Here is a 16,286-nt window from a genome sequence, read left to right on the forward strand (position 1 = left end):
GCGTCAGGTGTGCGCGCCGGCCGCACCACCCGTCGGGGCCGATGCCGGGGCCGCGCCACCGGAGCGCTGCGCCGGGATGCGCCCGGCCTTGATGTCGTCGTACCAGAGCTCGTGGTGCTCCTGCGCCCAGGCCTCGTCGACCTGGCCGGTGCGCATGCCGTCGAGCGCACCCCGGGTGCCGATCGTGCCCATGTAGATGTGGCCGATGAACATCGCCATCATCAGCGCGGTGGCCACGCCGTGCACCATGTGCGCGATCTGCATCTGGCCACGGGTGTAGTCGAGCGAGGGCACCAGCTGGTCGAGCACCAGGCCCGATGCCACGACGATCAGGCCCAGCGCGAACACGCCACCCCAGAACACCAGCTTCTCGCCGGCGTTGAAGCGGTGCGACGGCACCTCGTGATCGCCGAACAGGCCGCCCATGCGCAGCATCCAGTTCAGATCACCCTTGCGCGGCAGGTTGTCGCGCACGAAGGTCACGATCACCACCAGCAGCGACACCGCGAACAGCGGGCCGGCGAAGTTGTGCAAGGTCTTGAGCACATAGGTCAGCCAGCCGAACACCAGCCCGCCCAGGATCGGCAGCAGGAAGAACTTGCCGAACGCCATCACGATGCCCGAGATCGCCAGCACCGTGAACGCCACCGCGTTGACCCCGTGCGCGGCGCGCTCGAACGGCGTGAAGCGCTCGACCTTGCGGCCGGTGTCGGGGATGTGACCGCCGAGTGCGCCGACGCGCCAGTAGAAGATCGCGATCGCCACCGCCACGATCAGCAGCAGCGCGCCGCCGTACGGAATGATCCAGTTGTTGCGCACCTGCCGCCAGGCTTCGCCCGCGGTGGCGTAGCGCGAGCCGGGGTACTGCACGAAGGACTGGATCAGCGTGCCGCGCTCGACGCCCGGCAGACTCGAATAACCCGCCTGCTCGCCGGACTCGCGCACCGAGCGCCAGAACGGCGCGTTGTTGCCGGGCTGGGTCTGGGCGCGCTGGGCATTGGTCTCGTCGGGCTTCGGTTCGGCCTGGACCACGAAACCGGCCGGCGCCGAAGCGCCCGCCGACACAGCCTGCTGGGCCAGCACCGGAGCGGCCAGGCCGCCTGCCAGCAGCACGGCAAGAACCACACTGCGCGTCAGGTGCCGAAGGATGTCTTGCATCGCTGCTCCTTTCGATGCGGCAGGCTCAGCGCGCCGCGCCGCCGGTGCGCAGGTACTCGTTCTGGTTCTGCGCACGGGCCTGCATCTGGCGCTCCCAGCTCTGCTCGTCGCCGGCTTTCCAGCCGGGCGCGATGAACTCGTTGGCCGCGCCCTGCCAGGCCGGCCCGCTGTCCTTCTTGCTGTGGGCGAGTTCCTGCGGGCGCTCGCCGCAGCCGGCCAGCACAAGAACCGGGAGCATCAGCAGCGCGGCGACTCTCATGACTTGCTGCCCTCGGGCTTGGCCGGCTGCGCGGCCGGGCCGGACGGGCCGCCGGGGGGCTTGCCGTAGGCGGTGCCCCAGCCCCAGACCTCGCTGCCCTTGTTGCGGGTGATGACGCGGGTGCGGAAGATGTCGGCCACCACGTCGCCGTCGCCGCCGAGCAGCGCCTTGGTGCTGCACATCTCGGCGCAGGCGGGCAGCTTGCCTTCGGCCAAGCGGTTGCGGCCGTACTTCTCGTTCTCGGCCTCGCTGCCGTTGGCCTCGGGGCCGCCGGCGCAGAAGGTGCACTTGTCCATCTTGCCACGCAGGCCGAAGGCACCGTTGCTCGGGAACTGCGGCGCGCCGAACGGGCAGGCGTAGCTGCAGTAGCCGCAGCCGATGCAGATGTCCTTGTCGTGCAGCACCACGCCGTCGTCGGTGCGGTAGAAGCAGTCGACCGGGCACACCGCCATGCACGGCGCATCGCTGCAATGCATGCAGGCCACCGAGATGCTCTTCTCGCCCGGCACGCCGTCATTGAGCGTGACCACACGGCGGCGATTGACGCCCCACGGCACGTCGTGTTCGGCCTTGCAGGCGGTGACGCAGCCGTTGCACTCGATGCAGCGCTCCGAGTCGCAGATGAATTTCATTCGGGCCATGGTGTCTCCAGGCGTCAATGTCTTCGGTTGGCGAGCGCCCGAGCCGCCGGGCCGCCCCAAGGCGAGGGCGAACCCTCTCGGGGGGTGGTCGCGCAGCGGCCGGGGGTGGTCATGCCACTTTTTCGATCTGGCAGAGAGTCGTCTTGGTCTCCTGCATCATCGTCACGCTGTCGTAGCCGTAGGTCGTGGCGACATTGACCGACTCGCCGCGCACCACCGGGTACGCGCCTTCCGGGTAATACGGCGCCAGGTCCACACCACCCCAGCGGCCCGAGAAGTGGAAGGGCAGGAACACCGTCTCCGAATCGACCCGCTCGGTGACGAGCGCCTTGACGCGCAGGCCCTTGAACTCGGGCATTGCGGCCATCGGCGGGGTCTTCACCCAGACGTAGTCGCCGTTGCGGATGCCACGGTCATTGGCCGCCTTCGGGTTGATCTCGACAAACATGTCCTGCTGCAACTCCGCCAGCCACGGGTTGGAGCGTGTCTCCTCGCCGCCGCCCTCGAACTCGACCAGGCGTCCGCTGGTCATGATCAGCGGAAAGGTCTTTCCGATGTCGCGGTTCTTCTGCTGCACGCTCTTGTAAAGCGTGGGCAGGCGCCAGAAGGCCTTCTTGTCGTCGTGGGTCGGGTACTTGTCGACCAGTTCCGGGCGGGTGCTGTAGAGCGGCTCACGGTGCTGCGGAATCGGATCGGGGAAGTTCCACACCACCGCGCGCGCCTTGGCATTGCCGAAGGGGTGGCAGCCGTGCACCTTCATCGCCACGCGGATGATGCCGCCCGACGGGTCGGTCTTCCAGTTCTTGCCTTCTGCGGCGGTCTTCTCGGCGTCGGTCAGGTCGTCCCACCAGCCGAGTTTCTTCAGCAGCAGGTGGTCGAACTCGGGATAGCCGGTGGTGAGATCGGCACCCAGAGAATGCGAGCCGTCACCGGCCAGCAGCGAGACACCGTCGCGCTCGACGCCGAAATTGGCGCGGAAGTTCCCGCCGCCATCCATCACGTGCTTGGAGGTGTCGTAGAGGTTGGGCGAACCCGGGTGCTTCATCTCCGGCGTGCCGTAGGACGGCCAGGGTAGGCCGAAGTAGTCGCCATCGAGCGAGTAGCCGGTTTCCTTGTCGATGCCGCCCTTGGCCTTGAGCGTGCGCACGTCGAACACGTGCATGTTGCGCATGTGGGCCTTCAGCCGCTCGGGGCTCTGGCCGGTGTAGCCGATGGTCCAGACGCTGCGGTTGATCTCGCGAAGGATCGACTCGGTCTCGGGCTCCTTGCCGCCCTTGCCGTCGACCATCTTGTAGTTCTTGACCAGCTCCGCGCCGAAGCCGAGCTTGTCGGCCAGCTGGTACATGATCATGTGGTCGGTGCGGCTTTCCCACAGCGGCTCGATGACCTTCTCGCGCCATTGGATCGAGCGGTTCGAGGCGGTGCACGAACCGCTGGTCTCGAACTGCGTCGTCGCCGGCAGCAGGTAGACCGCGCGGTTGGCGTTCTGGTCTTCGGGCTTGCCGGGCATCGCGGCCATGGCCGCGGTCGCACTCGGGAACGGGTCGACCACCACCAGCAGGTCGAGCTTGTCCATCGCTCGTTTCATCTCCAGGCCGCGGGTCTGCGAGTTCGGTGCGTGGCCCCAGAAGAACAGGCCGCGCAGATTGCTGTCCTGATCGATCAGCTCGTTCTTCTCGAGCACGCCGTCGACCCAGCGCGACACCGTCATGCCGGGCTTGGTCATCATGCCGGGCGCGTACTGCTTCTTGATCCATTCGAAGTCGGTGCCCCAGACCTTGGCGAAGTGTTTCCACGAGCCTTCGGCCAGGCCGTAATAGCCGGGCAATGAATCGGGATTGGGGCCGACGTCGGTGGCGCCCTGCACGTTGTCGTGGCCGCGGAAGATGTTGGTGCCGCCGCCGCTTTTTCCCACATTGCCCAATGCGAGCTGCAGGATGCACGACGCGCGCACCATCGCATTGCCGATCGTGTGCTGGGTCTGGCCCATGCACCAGACGATCGTGCTCGGCCGGTTCTCGGCCATCGTGCGCGCCACCTGCAGGCAGGTGGCTTCGTCGACGCCGCAGGCTTCGAGCACCTTGTCGGGTGTCCACTTGGCCAGCACGTCCTCGCGCACCTTCTCCATGCCGTAGACGCGATCTTCGAGGTACTTCTTGTCTTCCCAGCCGTTCTTGAAGATGTGGTGCAGCACGCCGAACAGGAAGGGGATGTCCGAGCCCGAGCGGATGCGCACGTACTGATCGGCCTTGGCCGCCGTGCGCGTGAAGCGCGGGTCGACCACGATCATCTTGCAGCCGTTCTCCTTGGCGTGCAGCACGTGCAGCATCGACACCGGATGCGCCTCGGCCGCATTGCTGCCGATGTAGAGCGCGGCGCGGGCGTTCTGCATGTCGTTGTAGGAGTTGGTCATCGCGCCATACCCCCACGTGTTGGCCACGCCGGCCACCGTGGTGGAGTGGCAGATGCGCGCCTGATGGTCGGTGTTGTTGGTGCCCCAGTACGACACCCATTTGCGCATCAGATAGGCCTGCTCGTTGTTGTGCTTGGACGAGCCGACGAAGAACAGCGCGTCGGGCCCGCTCTCCTTGCGTAGCGCGAGCATCTTCTGGCTGATCTCGTCGAGCGCCACGTCCCACGAGATGCGCTGGTACTTGCCGTTGACCAGCTTCATCGGGTACTTGAGACGGAACTCGCCGTGGCCGTTTTCGCGCACCGCCGCGCCCTTGGCGCAATGGGCACCGAGGTTGATGGGCGAATCGAACACCGGCTCCTGGCGCACCCACACGCCGTTCTCGACCACCGCGTCGATTGCACAGCCGACCGAGCAATGGCCGCAGACCGTGCGTTTGACTTCGATCTTCTTGCCGCCACCCGTCGCGGCCGCTGCGGTTTCTGCCGCGTCCACCTTCTTGACCAGCGTCAATTGAGAGGCCGCAATGCCGGCCCCCACGCCAAGGCCGGAGCGGCGCAGGAAGCTGCGGCGATCCATCGTCGGCACGGCGCGGGCCAGGCCTCGGGAGAGATTGGCGACCAGGCTCGAAGCCTGGGCGCCGGGCGTGCCGGGGGAGCCGGCTTTGCGGGTCAGCAGCATGGCGTCTCCTTCTTCTTGTCGGGCCGGCTCAGACCTTGGCGGTCTGGTAGTAGCGCTGCACGTGCTGCGTCAGCTGGTAGCGGCCATCGGGGTCGTCGGCGAGCTTCGGGGGGGCTGCGGCAGCCGTCGGCGCCGGCGTGGGCGACAGCGGCAACACCGCCGCCACAGCAGCCAGCGCGCCGGCCGTTCCGACGCCGGCAAAGACACGGCGACGTGTCAACAACTCGGTCCCTGGTCGGGACGGGGACGGCAATTGGGGCTTGTTCATCGCAACCTCCGGACGCAGACCATGCAAAGGCCTGCATATCGACATGTCATTACCCGCCAGTGCGCGGCCGGTTTCAATAGGGCCGCCCCCGATGTGCGAACGACAACTTGTCGCGACTCAATGTCCGGGTCCGAAACAGCGGCGCCGACCGCTCTCGACTCAGTCCTTACACCGAGAGCGCGGGTACGGGTCGCTGCATAGAATGAAGAATGACCGAGCGCCCCACACTGAATGTCGCGGTGCTCATCGAGCGCCAGAAGCAGCCTTCTCGCTGGGAGGACTGGCGATTGCGCATCGCCGACGTGCTGCTCGACGACGGCCGCTTCGGCAGCGAGCCGCGCACGCTGCGCGACGACGGCATCAACGCCCAGATCCTGCACCCGGGCCTGACCGTCACGCTGTACCGCGACGAGGGCGAGGGCTATCACCTCAACCTGACCTCGGGCGCGCCGGTCTGGTTCGTGATGTGGCGCATCGACGAGGCCGATCCGTCGCGCGCCTGGCCCGAGCTGGTCACGCTGTCGTACAACGAGGCTGGCCGCCTGCTCGACGCGCAGGAGCGGGTCGACAACACGCCACTGCCCGCCGACGTGCGCGAGTGGCTGCAGGCCTACACCGACGAAAACTATCGCCCCGAGGTCAAGCAGCGCAAGCGCCCGGCGTCGTTCAAGACGCCCGAACGGCGGTGAGGCACGAGATGCCCGACACCCTCGACAAACCGGCCGACGGCGGCGGCTTCTTCTCGCGCTGGTCGCAGCGCAAGGTGCAGGCGCGGGTGGGTGCGCCCCTGGCCGAGCCGGTCATGCCGACGACTCCGCCGCCCGCGCCACAACCTGCACCGTCAGCGGTCGACACCCAGCCGGCCGCCCATGTCGCCGCCCCCGCCACGACTGCGGAATCACCGGCCGCCGAGAAACCCGCGCCGCCCACGCTCGACGATGTCGCCGCGCTGACACACGAATCCGACTACGCCCGCTTCGTCGCCCGTGATGTCGACGCCCCGGTGCGCAACGCGGCGCTCAAGAAACTGTTCACTGACCCGCACTTCAACGTGATGGACGGCCTGGACACCTACATCGACGACTACGGCATCCCCGACCCGCTGCCCGAGGGCATGCTGCGGCAGATGGCGCAGTCGCAGTTCCTGGGCCTGTTCCGCGACGAGGACAAGGCCCGGGAAGACGCCCCCGATGCCGGCACGCTGCCGGCGCTCAACGACGACATCCCGCCCGATGAAGACCCTGATCTGCGACTGCAACCGCACGATGCCGCTGGACGGCCCGGCGCTGAACCGGGCGCTGGCGAACTCGCCCAACGCCAGCTCTGACGGCCTCGCCACCGTTCACAGCGTGCTGTGCCGGCGCGAGGCCCCGGCCTTCCAGCGCGCCGCCAAGGAAACCGCCGCCAGCGGCGAGCCGCTGCTGGTGGCCTGCACGCAGGAACAGCGGCTGTTCCTCGAACTCAATGCGCAGACCGAAGGCACCGCCCGCGTCGGCATCGAGGAGCGGCCGATCCGCTTCTTCAACATCCGCGAGACCGGCGGCTGGTCGCGTGACGCGCGCAACGCCACGCCCAAGATCGCCGCGCTGATCGCCGCGGCGCAATTGCCCGACCCCGAGCCGGTGCCGACGGTGAGCTACCGCTCGGCCGGCCGCTGCCTCGTGATCGGCAGCGCGGAAGCAGCCGAACGCGCCGGCGCGATGCTGGCCGACCGGCTCGACGTGACGCTGCTGGTCGACGGCGGTGCCTTGTCGCAGCAACGCGAGCGCGTCGTGCAGGCCGCACGGCTGACGAAGCTCACCGGCTGGCTGGGCGCCTTCCAGGCCGAGTGGGAAACCAGCAACCCGATCGACCTCGACCTCTGCACCCGCTGCAATGCCTGCATCGACGCCTGCCCCGAAGGCGCGATCGACTTCTCGTACCAGGTCGACCTGGCCGCGTGCAGGAGCCACCGCGACTGCGTGCGGGTCTGCGAGGCCGCCGGCGCGATCGACTTCGGCCGCGCGCCGCAGACTGCCGGCGACCGCTTCGACCTGGTGCTCGACCTGCGCACCGAGCCCGCGTTCACGATGCATCAGAAGCCGCAGGGCTACTTTCATGTCGGCCACGATGACCGTGCGCTGGCCAGCGCCGTGCTGGAGTTGCGCGACTCGGTGGGCGAGTTCGAGAAACCCAGGTTCTTCCGCTACCAGCCCAAGCTGTGCGCGCACAGCCGCAACGAGCAGATCGGCTGCAGCGCCTGCATCTACGTCTGCTCGGCGCGCGCGATCCGCAGCGATGCGTCGCAGAAGGGCAAGACGCAGGGCCGCGGCCCGCGCCCGGCCGGCGTGGCCGCCATGCCGGTGGCGGCGAGCGGCGGCGGCATCGTCGTCGAGCCGCACCTGTGCGTGGGCTGCGGCGCCTGCAGCACGGTGTGCCCGAGCGGCGCGCTGACGTTCGCCTACCCCGGCCCGGTCGACCAGGGCAAGCGGCTGCGCACGCTGCTCGCCACCTACGCGCAAGCCGGCGGGCGCGATGCTGCGCTGCTGCTGCACAGCGAGGGCGCGGGCGCGCGGCTGATCGGCGATCTGGGCCGCGCGGCCCGTGTCGACAAGTCGATGCGCGGCGTGCCGGCCCGCGTGCTGCCGGTGGCGCTGTGGCACACCGCCAGCGTCGGGCTCGACCTGTGGCTGGCGGCGCTGGCGCAAGGCGCGTCGCAGGTCTGGATCCTGTTGACCGACGAGGAGGCGCCCGAATACCGCGAGGCGCTCGCCGCACAGATCGCGGTGGCGCAGGCGATCGCCAGCGGGCTGGGTTATCGCGGCGAGCATTTCCGGCTGATCGAGGCCCGCGATGCACGCGACCTGAGCGCGCTCGACGCCGCCTTGTCCGCCGCACCCGCGCAAGGCGTGGCGCGCGCGGCGAGCTTTGCCGCGCAGGCCGACAAGCGCGTCACGCTCGACCTCGCGATCGACCACCTGCTGGCGCAGGCGCCGACCGCGGTCGGTGCCATCGAAGAGATCGCCTTGCCCGCGGCGGGCGCGCCGTTCGGCAGCCTGGTGATCGACACCCAGCGCTGCACGATGTGCCTGAGCTGCGTCGGCGCCTGCCCGGAAAGTGCGCTGGCCGACAACCCCGAGCGGCCGCAACTGCGTTTCATCGAGAAGAACTGCGTGCAGTGCGGCCTGTGCGCCAGCACCTGCCCGGAGGATGCGATCCAACTCCAGCCGCGCCTGCTGCTGGCCGACGGTGGCCGCGCCCGCAAGGCCAACCGCGTGCTGCACGAGATGGAGCCCTACCGCTGCGTGCGCTGCGGATCGCCTTTCGGCACGCTGCGTGCAATCGAGAACATGCGGGTCAAGCTGGCCGGCCACTCGGCCTTCCAGGGCGCCGCGGCCGAGCGGTTGAAGATGTGCGGCGACTGCCGCGTGATCGACATCCACAGCCATGCGAACGAAGTGCGCATCACCGACATCAAGCCTTGAGCCCCCATCCCCCACATGACTGAAGCCCCCGCCGCACCGATCCATTTCGCCGCCGTCCACGCGGGCGACGACAGCGACGAGCTCGCCCGCGCCGAGTTGTACGGCCTGCTCTCGCAGCTCTGGCTGGCGCCGCCGGACGCCACGCTGCTCGAACAGTTCCGCGTCGCCGTGACCGAGGCGCCGCAGGCCGGCGGCCTGCTCGAAGCGCCGTGGCAGGCGCTGGTGGCCGCGATGCGCGCCACCAGCGTCGAGGCCGCGGCGGCCGAGCACGAGGCGCTGTTCTACGGCGTCGGCAAGCCGGAGGTGTTCGTCTACGGCTCGTATTACCTCAGCGGTTTCCTGCACGAGCGCCCGCTCGCGGCGCTGCGCGAGTCGCTCGCCCAGCTCGGCCTGACACGCGATGCGCAGCGCGCCGAAACCGAAGACCACGTCGCCTACGTGCTGGAGGTGATGCGGTATCTGATTGCCGGTGACGACGCCGGCGTGTGCAACCTGGAACAGCAGCGGCGCTTCTTCCGGGCCCATGTGCAGAGCTGGGTCGAGGCGCTGTGCGAGGCGGTGCTGGCGCATCCACGTGCCGAGCTGTGGCGCGCCGTGGCCGGCTTCACGCAGGCTTTCGTGCAAGTGGAAACGCAGGCTTTCGACCTGCTGGAGACATGATGATCGACCCGAAACACATCACCGGCGTGGTGCTCGCCGGCGGCCGCGGCGCGCGCATGGGCGGCGTCGACAAGGGCCTGCAGAACCACCTCGGCATGCCGCTGGCGCTGCACGCGATGCTGCGCCTGGCGCCGCAGGTGGGCGAGATCATGATCAACGCCAACCGCAACCTGGGTGCCTACGAATCGATGGGCGTGCCGGTCTGGCCCGATGCGCTGGCCGACTACCCCGGCCCGCTCGCCGGCCTGCTGACCGGGCTGGAGCGGGCCGAGACGCCCTACCTGGTGTCGGTGCCGTGCGACACACCCAACTTCCCCGAGGACCTGGTCAGCAGGCTCGCCGCCGCGCTGGCCGAGGCCGACGCCGAGATCGCGATGGCCGCCACGCATGAAGACGGTGCGCTGCGCCGCCAGCCGGTGTTCTGCCTCGTCAAGACCGAGCTGCTCGACAGCCTGACGCGTTTCATGCAGACCGGCGAACGCAAGGTCGGCCTGTGGGCCGCCGGCCACCGCCTGGTGACGGTGCCTTTCGAGGCGGCCGCCTTCGTCAACGTCAACACCCTGGCCGAGTTGCAGCAGCTGCAAGATGAACGCCCCTGACCCGACGCTGTCGACGCATGCGGACGAGCACTGGCCACGCGCCAGCGTGCTGGTGGTCGACGACGAACCCGGCATGCGCCACTTCCTCGAAAAGGCGCTGGCGCCGCGCGTCGGCCAGGTCTTCACCGCCGGCTCGGCCGAAGAGGCCGAGCTGCTGCTGCAGCAGCACCGCATCGACCTGGTGCTGCTCGACATCGCGCTGCCCGGCAAGAACGGCATCGCGCTACTCAAGGACATGCGCGCCCAGGGCATCGGCGCCGAGGTGGTGCTGATCACGGCGTTCGCCGATCTGGAGACCGCCATCGAGGCGCTGCGTGCCGGGGCCGGCGACATGCTGCTGAAACCCTTCCGCGTCACGCAGGCGCTCGGCGCGGTGCGCCACGGCCTGGAGCGCGCCCAGCTGCGGCGCGAGAACTGGGTGCTGCGCCGCACGCTGAGCCAACGCACGCCGCCGGCCGACGGGCTGGTCGGGCAGTCGATCGTCGTCAAGGGCCTGCAGGCGGCGCTGCGCCGGGTGGCCACGGTCGACTCGACCGTGCTGCTGACGGGTGAATCGGGCACCGGCAAGGAGCTCGCGGCGCTGGCCTTGCATCACCTGAGCCCGCACGCGGCGGGGCCGTTCGTGCCGGTCAACTGCGCCACCACCGCGCCCGAGCAGCTCGAAGCCGAGCTGTTCGGCCACAGCGGCCGCGGGCCGGGGCGCGAGGGCCTGTTGATCGACGCACAAGGCGGCACGATCTTCTTCGACGAGGTGGCCGAGCTGCCGCTGGCGCTGCAGGCCACGCTGCTGCGCGTGCTCGAAGACCGCCGCGTGCGCCCGGTGGGCAGCGACCGCGCCATCCCGATCGACGTGCGCATCATCGCCGCCACCAACCGGCCGCTGATCGACGACGTGCGCTCGGGGCGCTTTCGCGCCGACCTGTTCTACCGCCTGCAGGTGGTCGAGATCAAGCTGCCGCCGCTGCGTGCGCACAAGGAAGACATCCCCGACCTGGTGGCGCATTTCATCGACACGCTGGCGCCGCGCCTGGGCGTGCCGCCGATCGAGGTCACGGCCGACGAGATGGGCTATCTGCGGCAGTACGACTGGCCGGGCAACGTGCGCGAGCTGCGCAACCTGCTGGAGCGCTCGCTGATCGTCGGCGCGCTCAACGTCTCGGCGCTCTACCAGAGCCTGCCGCGGCCGGCGCCGTCGCGGCCAGCGCCTGCGCCGGCTGCCGCGCCGACCGACCTGCACACGCTCGAAAAGCGCCACATCCTGGCGGTGCTCGAATCGGTCGGCGGCGACAAGACCCAGGCGGCGCAGCTCCTGGGCATCTCGCGGCGCACGCTGGAGCGGCGCGTGGCCGAGTGGTCGCAGGCCTGATGGCGTTCGCGCGGTTCCGGTCGCTGTCGATCCGCAACAAGCTGCTGGCGATGGTGCTGCTGCCGCTGGCCGGCGTGCTGCCGCTGCTCGGCCTGCTGCTGCTGTGGTGGGGCAACGAGGCGTTCGACCGGATGCTGATCACCAAGATCCGCGCCGATCTGGCGGTGGCCCAGGGCTACTTCGAGCGGGTGCAGGTCGAGGTGGGTGCCAGCACCGCCTCGGTGGCCGATTCGCACGCGCTGCACCTGGCGCTGGCGCAGCCCGGCGACGCCGCGATCGTGGCCCTGCTGCAGCACGCCAAGGTGCACGAGCGGCTCGACTTCATCAACCTGCGTGCAGCCGACGGCACGCTGCGAGCCTCCGACAGCGGCCCGGCCCGCGCGACGGAGCCCGCCTCACCGGCGCGGCGCTGGGCCGATGGCGGCACCGGCCACACCAGCGTCGAGATCCTGCAGGTCGCGCAGCTCGACGCCCTGGCCAGCGGCCTGCGCGAGCGGGTCGAGCTGCCGCTGCTGCCGACCCGCGACGCCGCACCGACCGAGCGAAAGCGCGAAGACCGCGCGATGGTGCTGCTGGCCACCCGCGCGGTGCGCGACAGCGACGGCCGCCTGCTCGGCCACGTGCAGGGCGGCCTGCTGCTCAACCGCAACCTGCCGTTCATCGACCACATCAACGGCATCGTCTACCCCGAGGGCTCGTTGCCCTTCGGCAGCCGCGGCACCGCCACGCTGTTTCTCGACGACGTGCGCATCAGCACCAACGTGCGGCTGTTCGGCCCGGCCAAGGACGAACGCGCGATCGGCACGCGGGTTTCGCAGGTGGTGCGCGACGCCGTGCTGGTGCGCGGCCAGACCTGGCTCGACCGCGCCTTCGTCGTCAACGACTGGTATGTCTCGGCCTACCAGCCGATCGCCAACGGCGCCGGCCAGCGCGTGGGCATGCTCTACGTCGGCTACACCGAGCGGCCCTTCACGCTGCTGAAGTACGCCGCGCTGGCGAGCATCGGCGTGATCTTCTTCGCGGTGATGATCGTGGCGGGCTTCGTATCGCTGCGCTGGGCACGCACGATCTTCCGGCCGATCGAGCAGATGGCGGACACCATGCGCGACGTCGAAGCCGGCCGGCTCGAAGCGCGCGTGGGTGCCGTGCGCAGCGGCGACGAACTCGGCCGGCTGGCCGGGCACCTCGACCGCCTGCTCGACGTCATCGACGACAAGACCCGCGCCCTGCAACGCTGGAACGCCGAGCTCGACGCCAAGGTGGCGCAGCGCACCGCCGCGCTCGAAGCGCGCACCCGCGAGCTGGCGGCGGCGCAGTCGCAACTGCTGCGCAGCGAAAAGCTCGCCGCGGTGGGCCAGCTCACCGCCAGCATCGCGCACGAAGTCAACAACCCGATCGCGGTGATCCAGGGCAACCTCGACGTGCTGCGCAGCCAGCTGCCCGCAGCCACCGCGGCCACCGTCCACACCGAACTGCGCCTGATCGACGAGCAGATCGAGCGCATGCGGCTGATCGTGACGCAGCTGCTGCAGTTCGCCAAACCGGCCGAATACGCCGGCTACATCGCGCCGGTCGACACCGCGCGAGTGCTCGACGACTGCCTGGTGCTGGTCGGCCACCTGCTGGCGCGCACCCGCATCACGGTGCAGCGCGATTTCACCGCCACGCGCCAGCCCGGCATCAACCGCAACGAGCTGCAGCAGGTGCTGGTGAACCTGCTGGTCAACGCCATCCACGCCATGCCCGAGGGCGGCGCGCTCGGCCTGGCCACCCGCGATGTCGAGCCCGACAGCGTGGCGATCTCGGTCACCGACAGCGGCGCCGGGCTCGACGTCGAGCTGATGGACCAGCTGTTCCAGCCGTTTGTCACGCGCAAGAAGGACGGCACCGGCCTGGGCCTGTGGATCAGCCGCAGTCTGGTCGAGCGCTACGGCGGCGACCTGCGCGCCGCCAACCGCAGCGACGGCGTGATCGGTGCGGAATTCACGGTCCTGCTGCGGCGCGAACCGGACACCGCCGGCAGCTGAGCCGGCGATTGGGGCAGGCGTCGCGGGGAACGCCGGGTCACGATCAGAAAACAGCTGGAAACACCGCTGTTTCCGATCGATTCACTCCCGAACTGAAACCTACGATCAATCACAAGGCAAACGGCGTGAAAGCGCCGGACGCAAAGCCACGGGCCCTCAGGCGATTCATCCGATCGCACGGGCAGCCGGGTTGCTTGCGGCACGCAGTACAGGTGCGAGGCGACAAGGGGCTCGTGGACGAGGCGTCAGCCAGACATTCCCTCGGAGCCTGCGGTCTGGCCACTGCATGCGATGTGATGGTTCCTTGGCTGCGCCGGACACGGCAGTCGAGTACCGACACCCGGGGACCGAACCACGGCCGCGCGCCCGCAGCGGGCGCACCCGGAGAGACCCTTGCCGCGCACTGCCCCTCATCGCCTGCTCACCCTGGTCGCCCCGGCGACGTTGGCCCTGCTCACCGCCTGCGCCCAGTTGCCGCCGCAGGCGCTCCAGGCCGATGAACACCAGGCCCAGACCCGCGCCGACAGCGAAGCGGCGCGCCGCGACGTGCCGCCGCTGGGCGCCCAGCTCGGCCTCGACGAGGCGATCGCCCGGGCCCTGAAATACAACCTCGACCGCCGCGCCCGCCTGATGGAGCAGGCCATGGCGCTGCAGCAGTACGACGCCAGCGCCTACGACAGCCTGCCCAAGCTGGTGGCCTCGGCCGGCTATTCGGCGCGTGACAGCGATCGGCTGGCGCGCAGCGTCAACGCCGCCACCGGCCAGCAGATCGGCGTCGATCCGTCGATCTCGCAGGAGCGCCAGCACACGCTGGTGCAGTTGGACATGACCTGGAGCCTGCTCGACTTCGGCCTGGCCAAGTACAACAGTCAGCAAGCTGGCGACCGCGTGCTGGCCGCCGCCGAGCGTCGCCGCAAGGCCACCCACCTGCTGGTGCAGGACGTGCGCGTGGCCTACTGGCGCGCCGCCAGCGCCCAGCGCCTGCACGGCGAGGTGCGCGCCGCACTCGCGCTGGCCGACGAGGCGATGGTCGACGCCCGCCGCGCCGAAGAAGAAAAGCTGCGCGCCCCGCTCGACTCGCTGCGCTACCAGCGTCAGCTGACCGAGAACATGCGCCTGCTCGAATCGATCGAACAGGAACTGGTGACCGCCCGCTACGACCTGGCCGGCCTGATCAACGCACCGGTGATGATGCAGGTCGAGTTCGACAGCGACAGCAAGCTCGGCCAGACCGACCTGCTCGCCACTTCGGCCGAGGCGATGGAAGAACAGGCCCTGGCGCAGAACGCCGACCTGCGCGAGCAGGCCTACCAGCGCCGCATTGCCGCCACCGAGGTGCACAAGGTGCTGGCGCGCATCTATCCCAATCTGAGCTTCAACCTCGGCGCCCGCTACGACACCGACAGCTACCTGGTCAACAAGAGCTGGAACGAGGCCGGCATGCAGGTCTCGTACAACCTGTGGAACCTGCTGTCGGTGCCAGCCCAGAAGCTGGCCGCCGAGGCCGGCGTGGCGCTGGCCGACCAGCGCCGCCTGGCCGCCCACGTGGCGGTGGTGACGCAGGTGCACGTGGCACGCGAGCAGCTGGCCAGTGCGCGCCTGCAGCTCAAGCGGGCCGACGCGCTGTGGACGCTCGACAGCAAGATCATGGAGCAGCTGATGCGCCGCGAGCAGGCCCAGGCCGGCTCCAAGCTCGAGCGCGTGGCCGCGCAGACCACCACCATCGTCAGCCTGCTGCGCCGCTACCAGGCGCTGGCCCAGGCCCACGCCGCCACCAGCCGCCTGCAGGCCACGCTGGGCATCGACCCGCTGCCCGACAGCAGCGACGACCTGAGCCTGGCGCAGATCCGCGAGCAGGTGCGCAGCCGCCTGCTCGGCAGCTGAGACCGGCACACCCGACTCGCCAGCGCGTCTCGATCAACGGACACACGCCATGAACACCCTCTCCCGAATCGCCGCGCTGGTCGGCGCCAGCCTGCTGGCCGGCCACACGCTGGCGCAAGCCCAGGTGCAGCGCACCAACCTGCCCGCCGCGCCAGCGGGCGCCATCAGCCTGCCGGCCGCCCCCGAGCCCGAGCTGCGCGCCCAGCTCACGCCGCGCCGCTACACCACGCTGGCGGCCGAGATCGGCGCGCGCATCGAGCACCTGGCGGTGACCGAAGGCGGCGTGATCCGCGCCGGCGAGGTGCTGCTGCGCTTCGACTGCAGCCTGCAGAAGGCCCAGCTCGACCGCGCCCGCGCCAGCCTCGGCGCGGCCGAGAAACAGCTCGCCACCCAGCGCCGCCTGGTCGAGCTCAACGCCACCGGCCGGCAGGAGGTCGACATGGCCGAGGCCGAGGTCGCCAAGACCCGCGCCGAAGCGGCGCAGATCGACGTCCAGCTCGGCAAGTGCACGGTGGTCGCGCCGTTCAGCGGCCGGGTGGCCGAGCAGAAGGTGCGCGAGCAGCAGTACGTGCAGCCCGGCCAGGCGCTGCTCGAAGTGCTCGACGACAGCGTGCTCGAAGTCGAATTCATCATGCCCTCGCGCTGGCTGCAGAGCGTGCGCGTGGGCAGCACGGTGCAGATCGCGGTCGACGAGACCGGCCGCAGCTACCCGGCCAAGGTGCAGCGCCTGGGCGCCCGGGTCGATCCGGTCAGCCAGTCGGTCAAGGTCATCGCCGCCATCGAAGGCCGCCGCGCCGAGCTGATGGCCGGCATGAGCGGGCGGGTGCTGGTCAAGCGCGGCCCGTGAACGCCGATAGCCCCTCGAG

General features: G+C 69.7%; 14 protein-coding genes and 1 riboswitch. Of the genes, 9 read left to right on the forward strand and 5 right to left on the reverse strand.

The annotated features are described in order from the left end of the window. Positions 1–3: 3 nt before the first annotated feature. The 5 genes from LCHO_RS18540 to LCHO_RS18560 all read right to left on the reverse strand — a co-directional run bounded on the left by LCHO_RS18540 (position 4) and on the right by LCHO_RS18560 (position 5,375). Positions 4–1,158, reverse strand: coding sequence for a formate dehydrogenase subunit gamma (locus tag LCHO_RS18540; RefSeq protein ID WP_012348726.1), 1,155 nt, complete (start codon positions 1,156–1,158; stop codon positions 4–6). 25 nt (positions 1,159–1,183) lie between these two features. Next, on the reverse strand, positions 1,184–1,396 hold the full coding sequence (locus LCHO_RS18545) for a hypothetical protein (protein ID WP_223210468.1): 213 nt from the start codon (positions 1,394–1,396) through the stop codon (positions 1,184–1,186). 17 nt (positions 1,397–1,413) lie between these two features. Beyond that, a complete protein-coding gene (gene fdh3B, locus LCHO_RS18550) occupies positions 1,414–2,058 on the reverse strand; it encodes a formate dehydrogenase FDH3 subunit beta (protein WP_012348728.1) in 645 nt (214 codons plus the stop codon). Positions 2,059–2,167: 109 nt separating this feature from the next. After that, entirely contained in the window at positions 2,168–5,152 is a 2,985-nt protein-coding gene (locus LCHO_RS18555; RefSeq protein ID WP_012348729.1) for a formate dehydrogenase subunit alpha, read from the reverse strand. A gap of 28 nt (positions 5,153–5,180) precedes the next feature. Continuing rightward, positions 5,181–5,375 (reverse strand): hypothetical protein, encoded by a 195-nt coding sequence (locus tag LCHO_RS18560; RefSeq protein ID WP_043704476.1) that lies wholly within the window; start codon positions 5,373–5,375, stop codon positions 5,181–5,183. A 254-nt stretch (positions 5,376–5,629) separates the two neighbouring features. Between LCHO_RS18560 and LCHO_RS18565 the strand changes: the two genes are divergently transcribed. The 9 genes from LCHO_RS18565 to LCHO_RS18605 all read left to right on the forward strand — a co-directional run bounded on the left by LCHO_RS18565 (position 5,630) and on the right by LCHO_RS18605 (position 16,267). Beyond that, positions 5,630–6,109: a DUF3305 domain-containing protein gene (locus tag LCHO_RS18565; protein WP_012348731.1), complete on the forward strand. Its 480-nt coding sequence runs from the start codon at positions 5,630–5,632 to the stop codon at positions 6,107–6,109. Positions 6,110–6,117: 8 nt separating this feature from the next. After that, complete coding sequence (locus LCHO_RS18570) at positions 6,118–6,747, forward strand: DUF3306 domain-containing protein (protein ID WP_012348732.1); 630 nt, start codon at positions 6,118–6,120, stop codon at positions 6,745–6,747. After that, on the forward strand, positions 6,653–8,884 hold the full coding sequence (locus LCHO_RS18575) for a 4Fe-4S dicluster domain-containing protein (protein WP_012348733.1): 2,232 nt from the start codon (positions 6,653–6,655) through the stop codon (positions 8,882–8,884). The genes LCHO_RS18570 and LCHO_RS18575 overlap by 95 nt, the downstream gene beginning before the upstream one ends. A 15-nt stretch (positions 8,885–8,899) precedes the next feature. Next, complete coding sequence (locus LCHO_RS18580) at positions 8,900–9,544, forward strand: TorD/DmsD family molecular chaperone (protein ID WP_012348734.1); 645 nt, start codon at positions 8,900–8,902, stop codon at positions 9,542–9,544. Further along, entirely contained in the window at positions 9,544–10,143 is a 600-nt protein-coding gene (mobA, locus tag LCHO_RS18585) for a molybdenum cofactor guanylyltransferase MobA (RefSeq protein ID WP_012348735.1), read from the forward strand. Before LCHO_RS18580 ends, mobA begins: the two co-directional genes overlap by 1 nt. Then, a complete protein-coding gene (locus LCHO_RS18590) occupies positions 10,130–11,509 on the forward strand; it encodes a sigma-54-dependent transcriptional regulator (protein ID WP_012348736.1) in 1,380 nt (459 codons plus the stop codon). The genes mobA and LCHO_RS18590 overlap by 14 nt, the downstream gene beginning before the upstream one ends. Then, positions 11,494–13,536, forward strand: a complete 2,043-nt coding sequence (locus LCHO_RS18595; protein ID WP_223210469.1) for a sensor histidine kinase — start codon at positions 11,494–11,496, stop codon at positions 13,534–13,536. The genes LCHO_RS18590 and LCHO_RS18595 overlap by 16 nt, the downstream gene beginning before the upstream one ends. A gap of 105 nt (positions 13,537–13,641) precedes the next feature. Continuing rightward, positions 13,642–13,734: riboswitch (cyclic di-GMP riboswitch) on the forward strand. Between the two features lie 195 nt (positions 13,735–13,929). Then, positions 13,930–15,420, forward strand: coding sequence for a TolC family protein (locus tag LCHO_RS18600; protein ID WP_012348738.1), 1,491 nt, complete (start codon positions 13,930–13,932; stop codon positions 15,418–15,420). Between the two features lie 49 nt (positions 15,421–15,469). Next, positions 15,470–16,267 (forward strand): efflux RND transporter periplasmic adaptor subunit, encoded by a 798-nt coding sequence (locus tag LCHO_RS18605; protein WP_012348739.1) that lies wholly within the window; start codon positions 15,470–15,472, stop codon positions 16,265–16,267. Positions 16,268–16,286 lie beyond the last annotated feature (19 nt).

The sequence above is a fragment of the Leptothrix cholodnii SP-6 genome (genome assembly GCF_000019785.1).
Taxonomy (GTDB): domain Bacteria; phylum Pseudomonadota; class Gammaproteobacteria; order Burkholderiales; family Burkholderiaceae_C; genus Sphaerotilus; species Sphaerotilus cholodnii.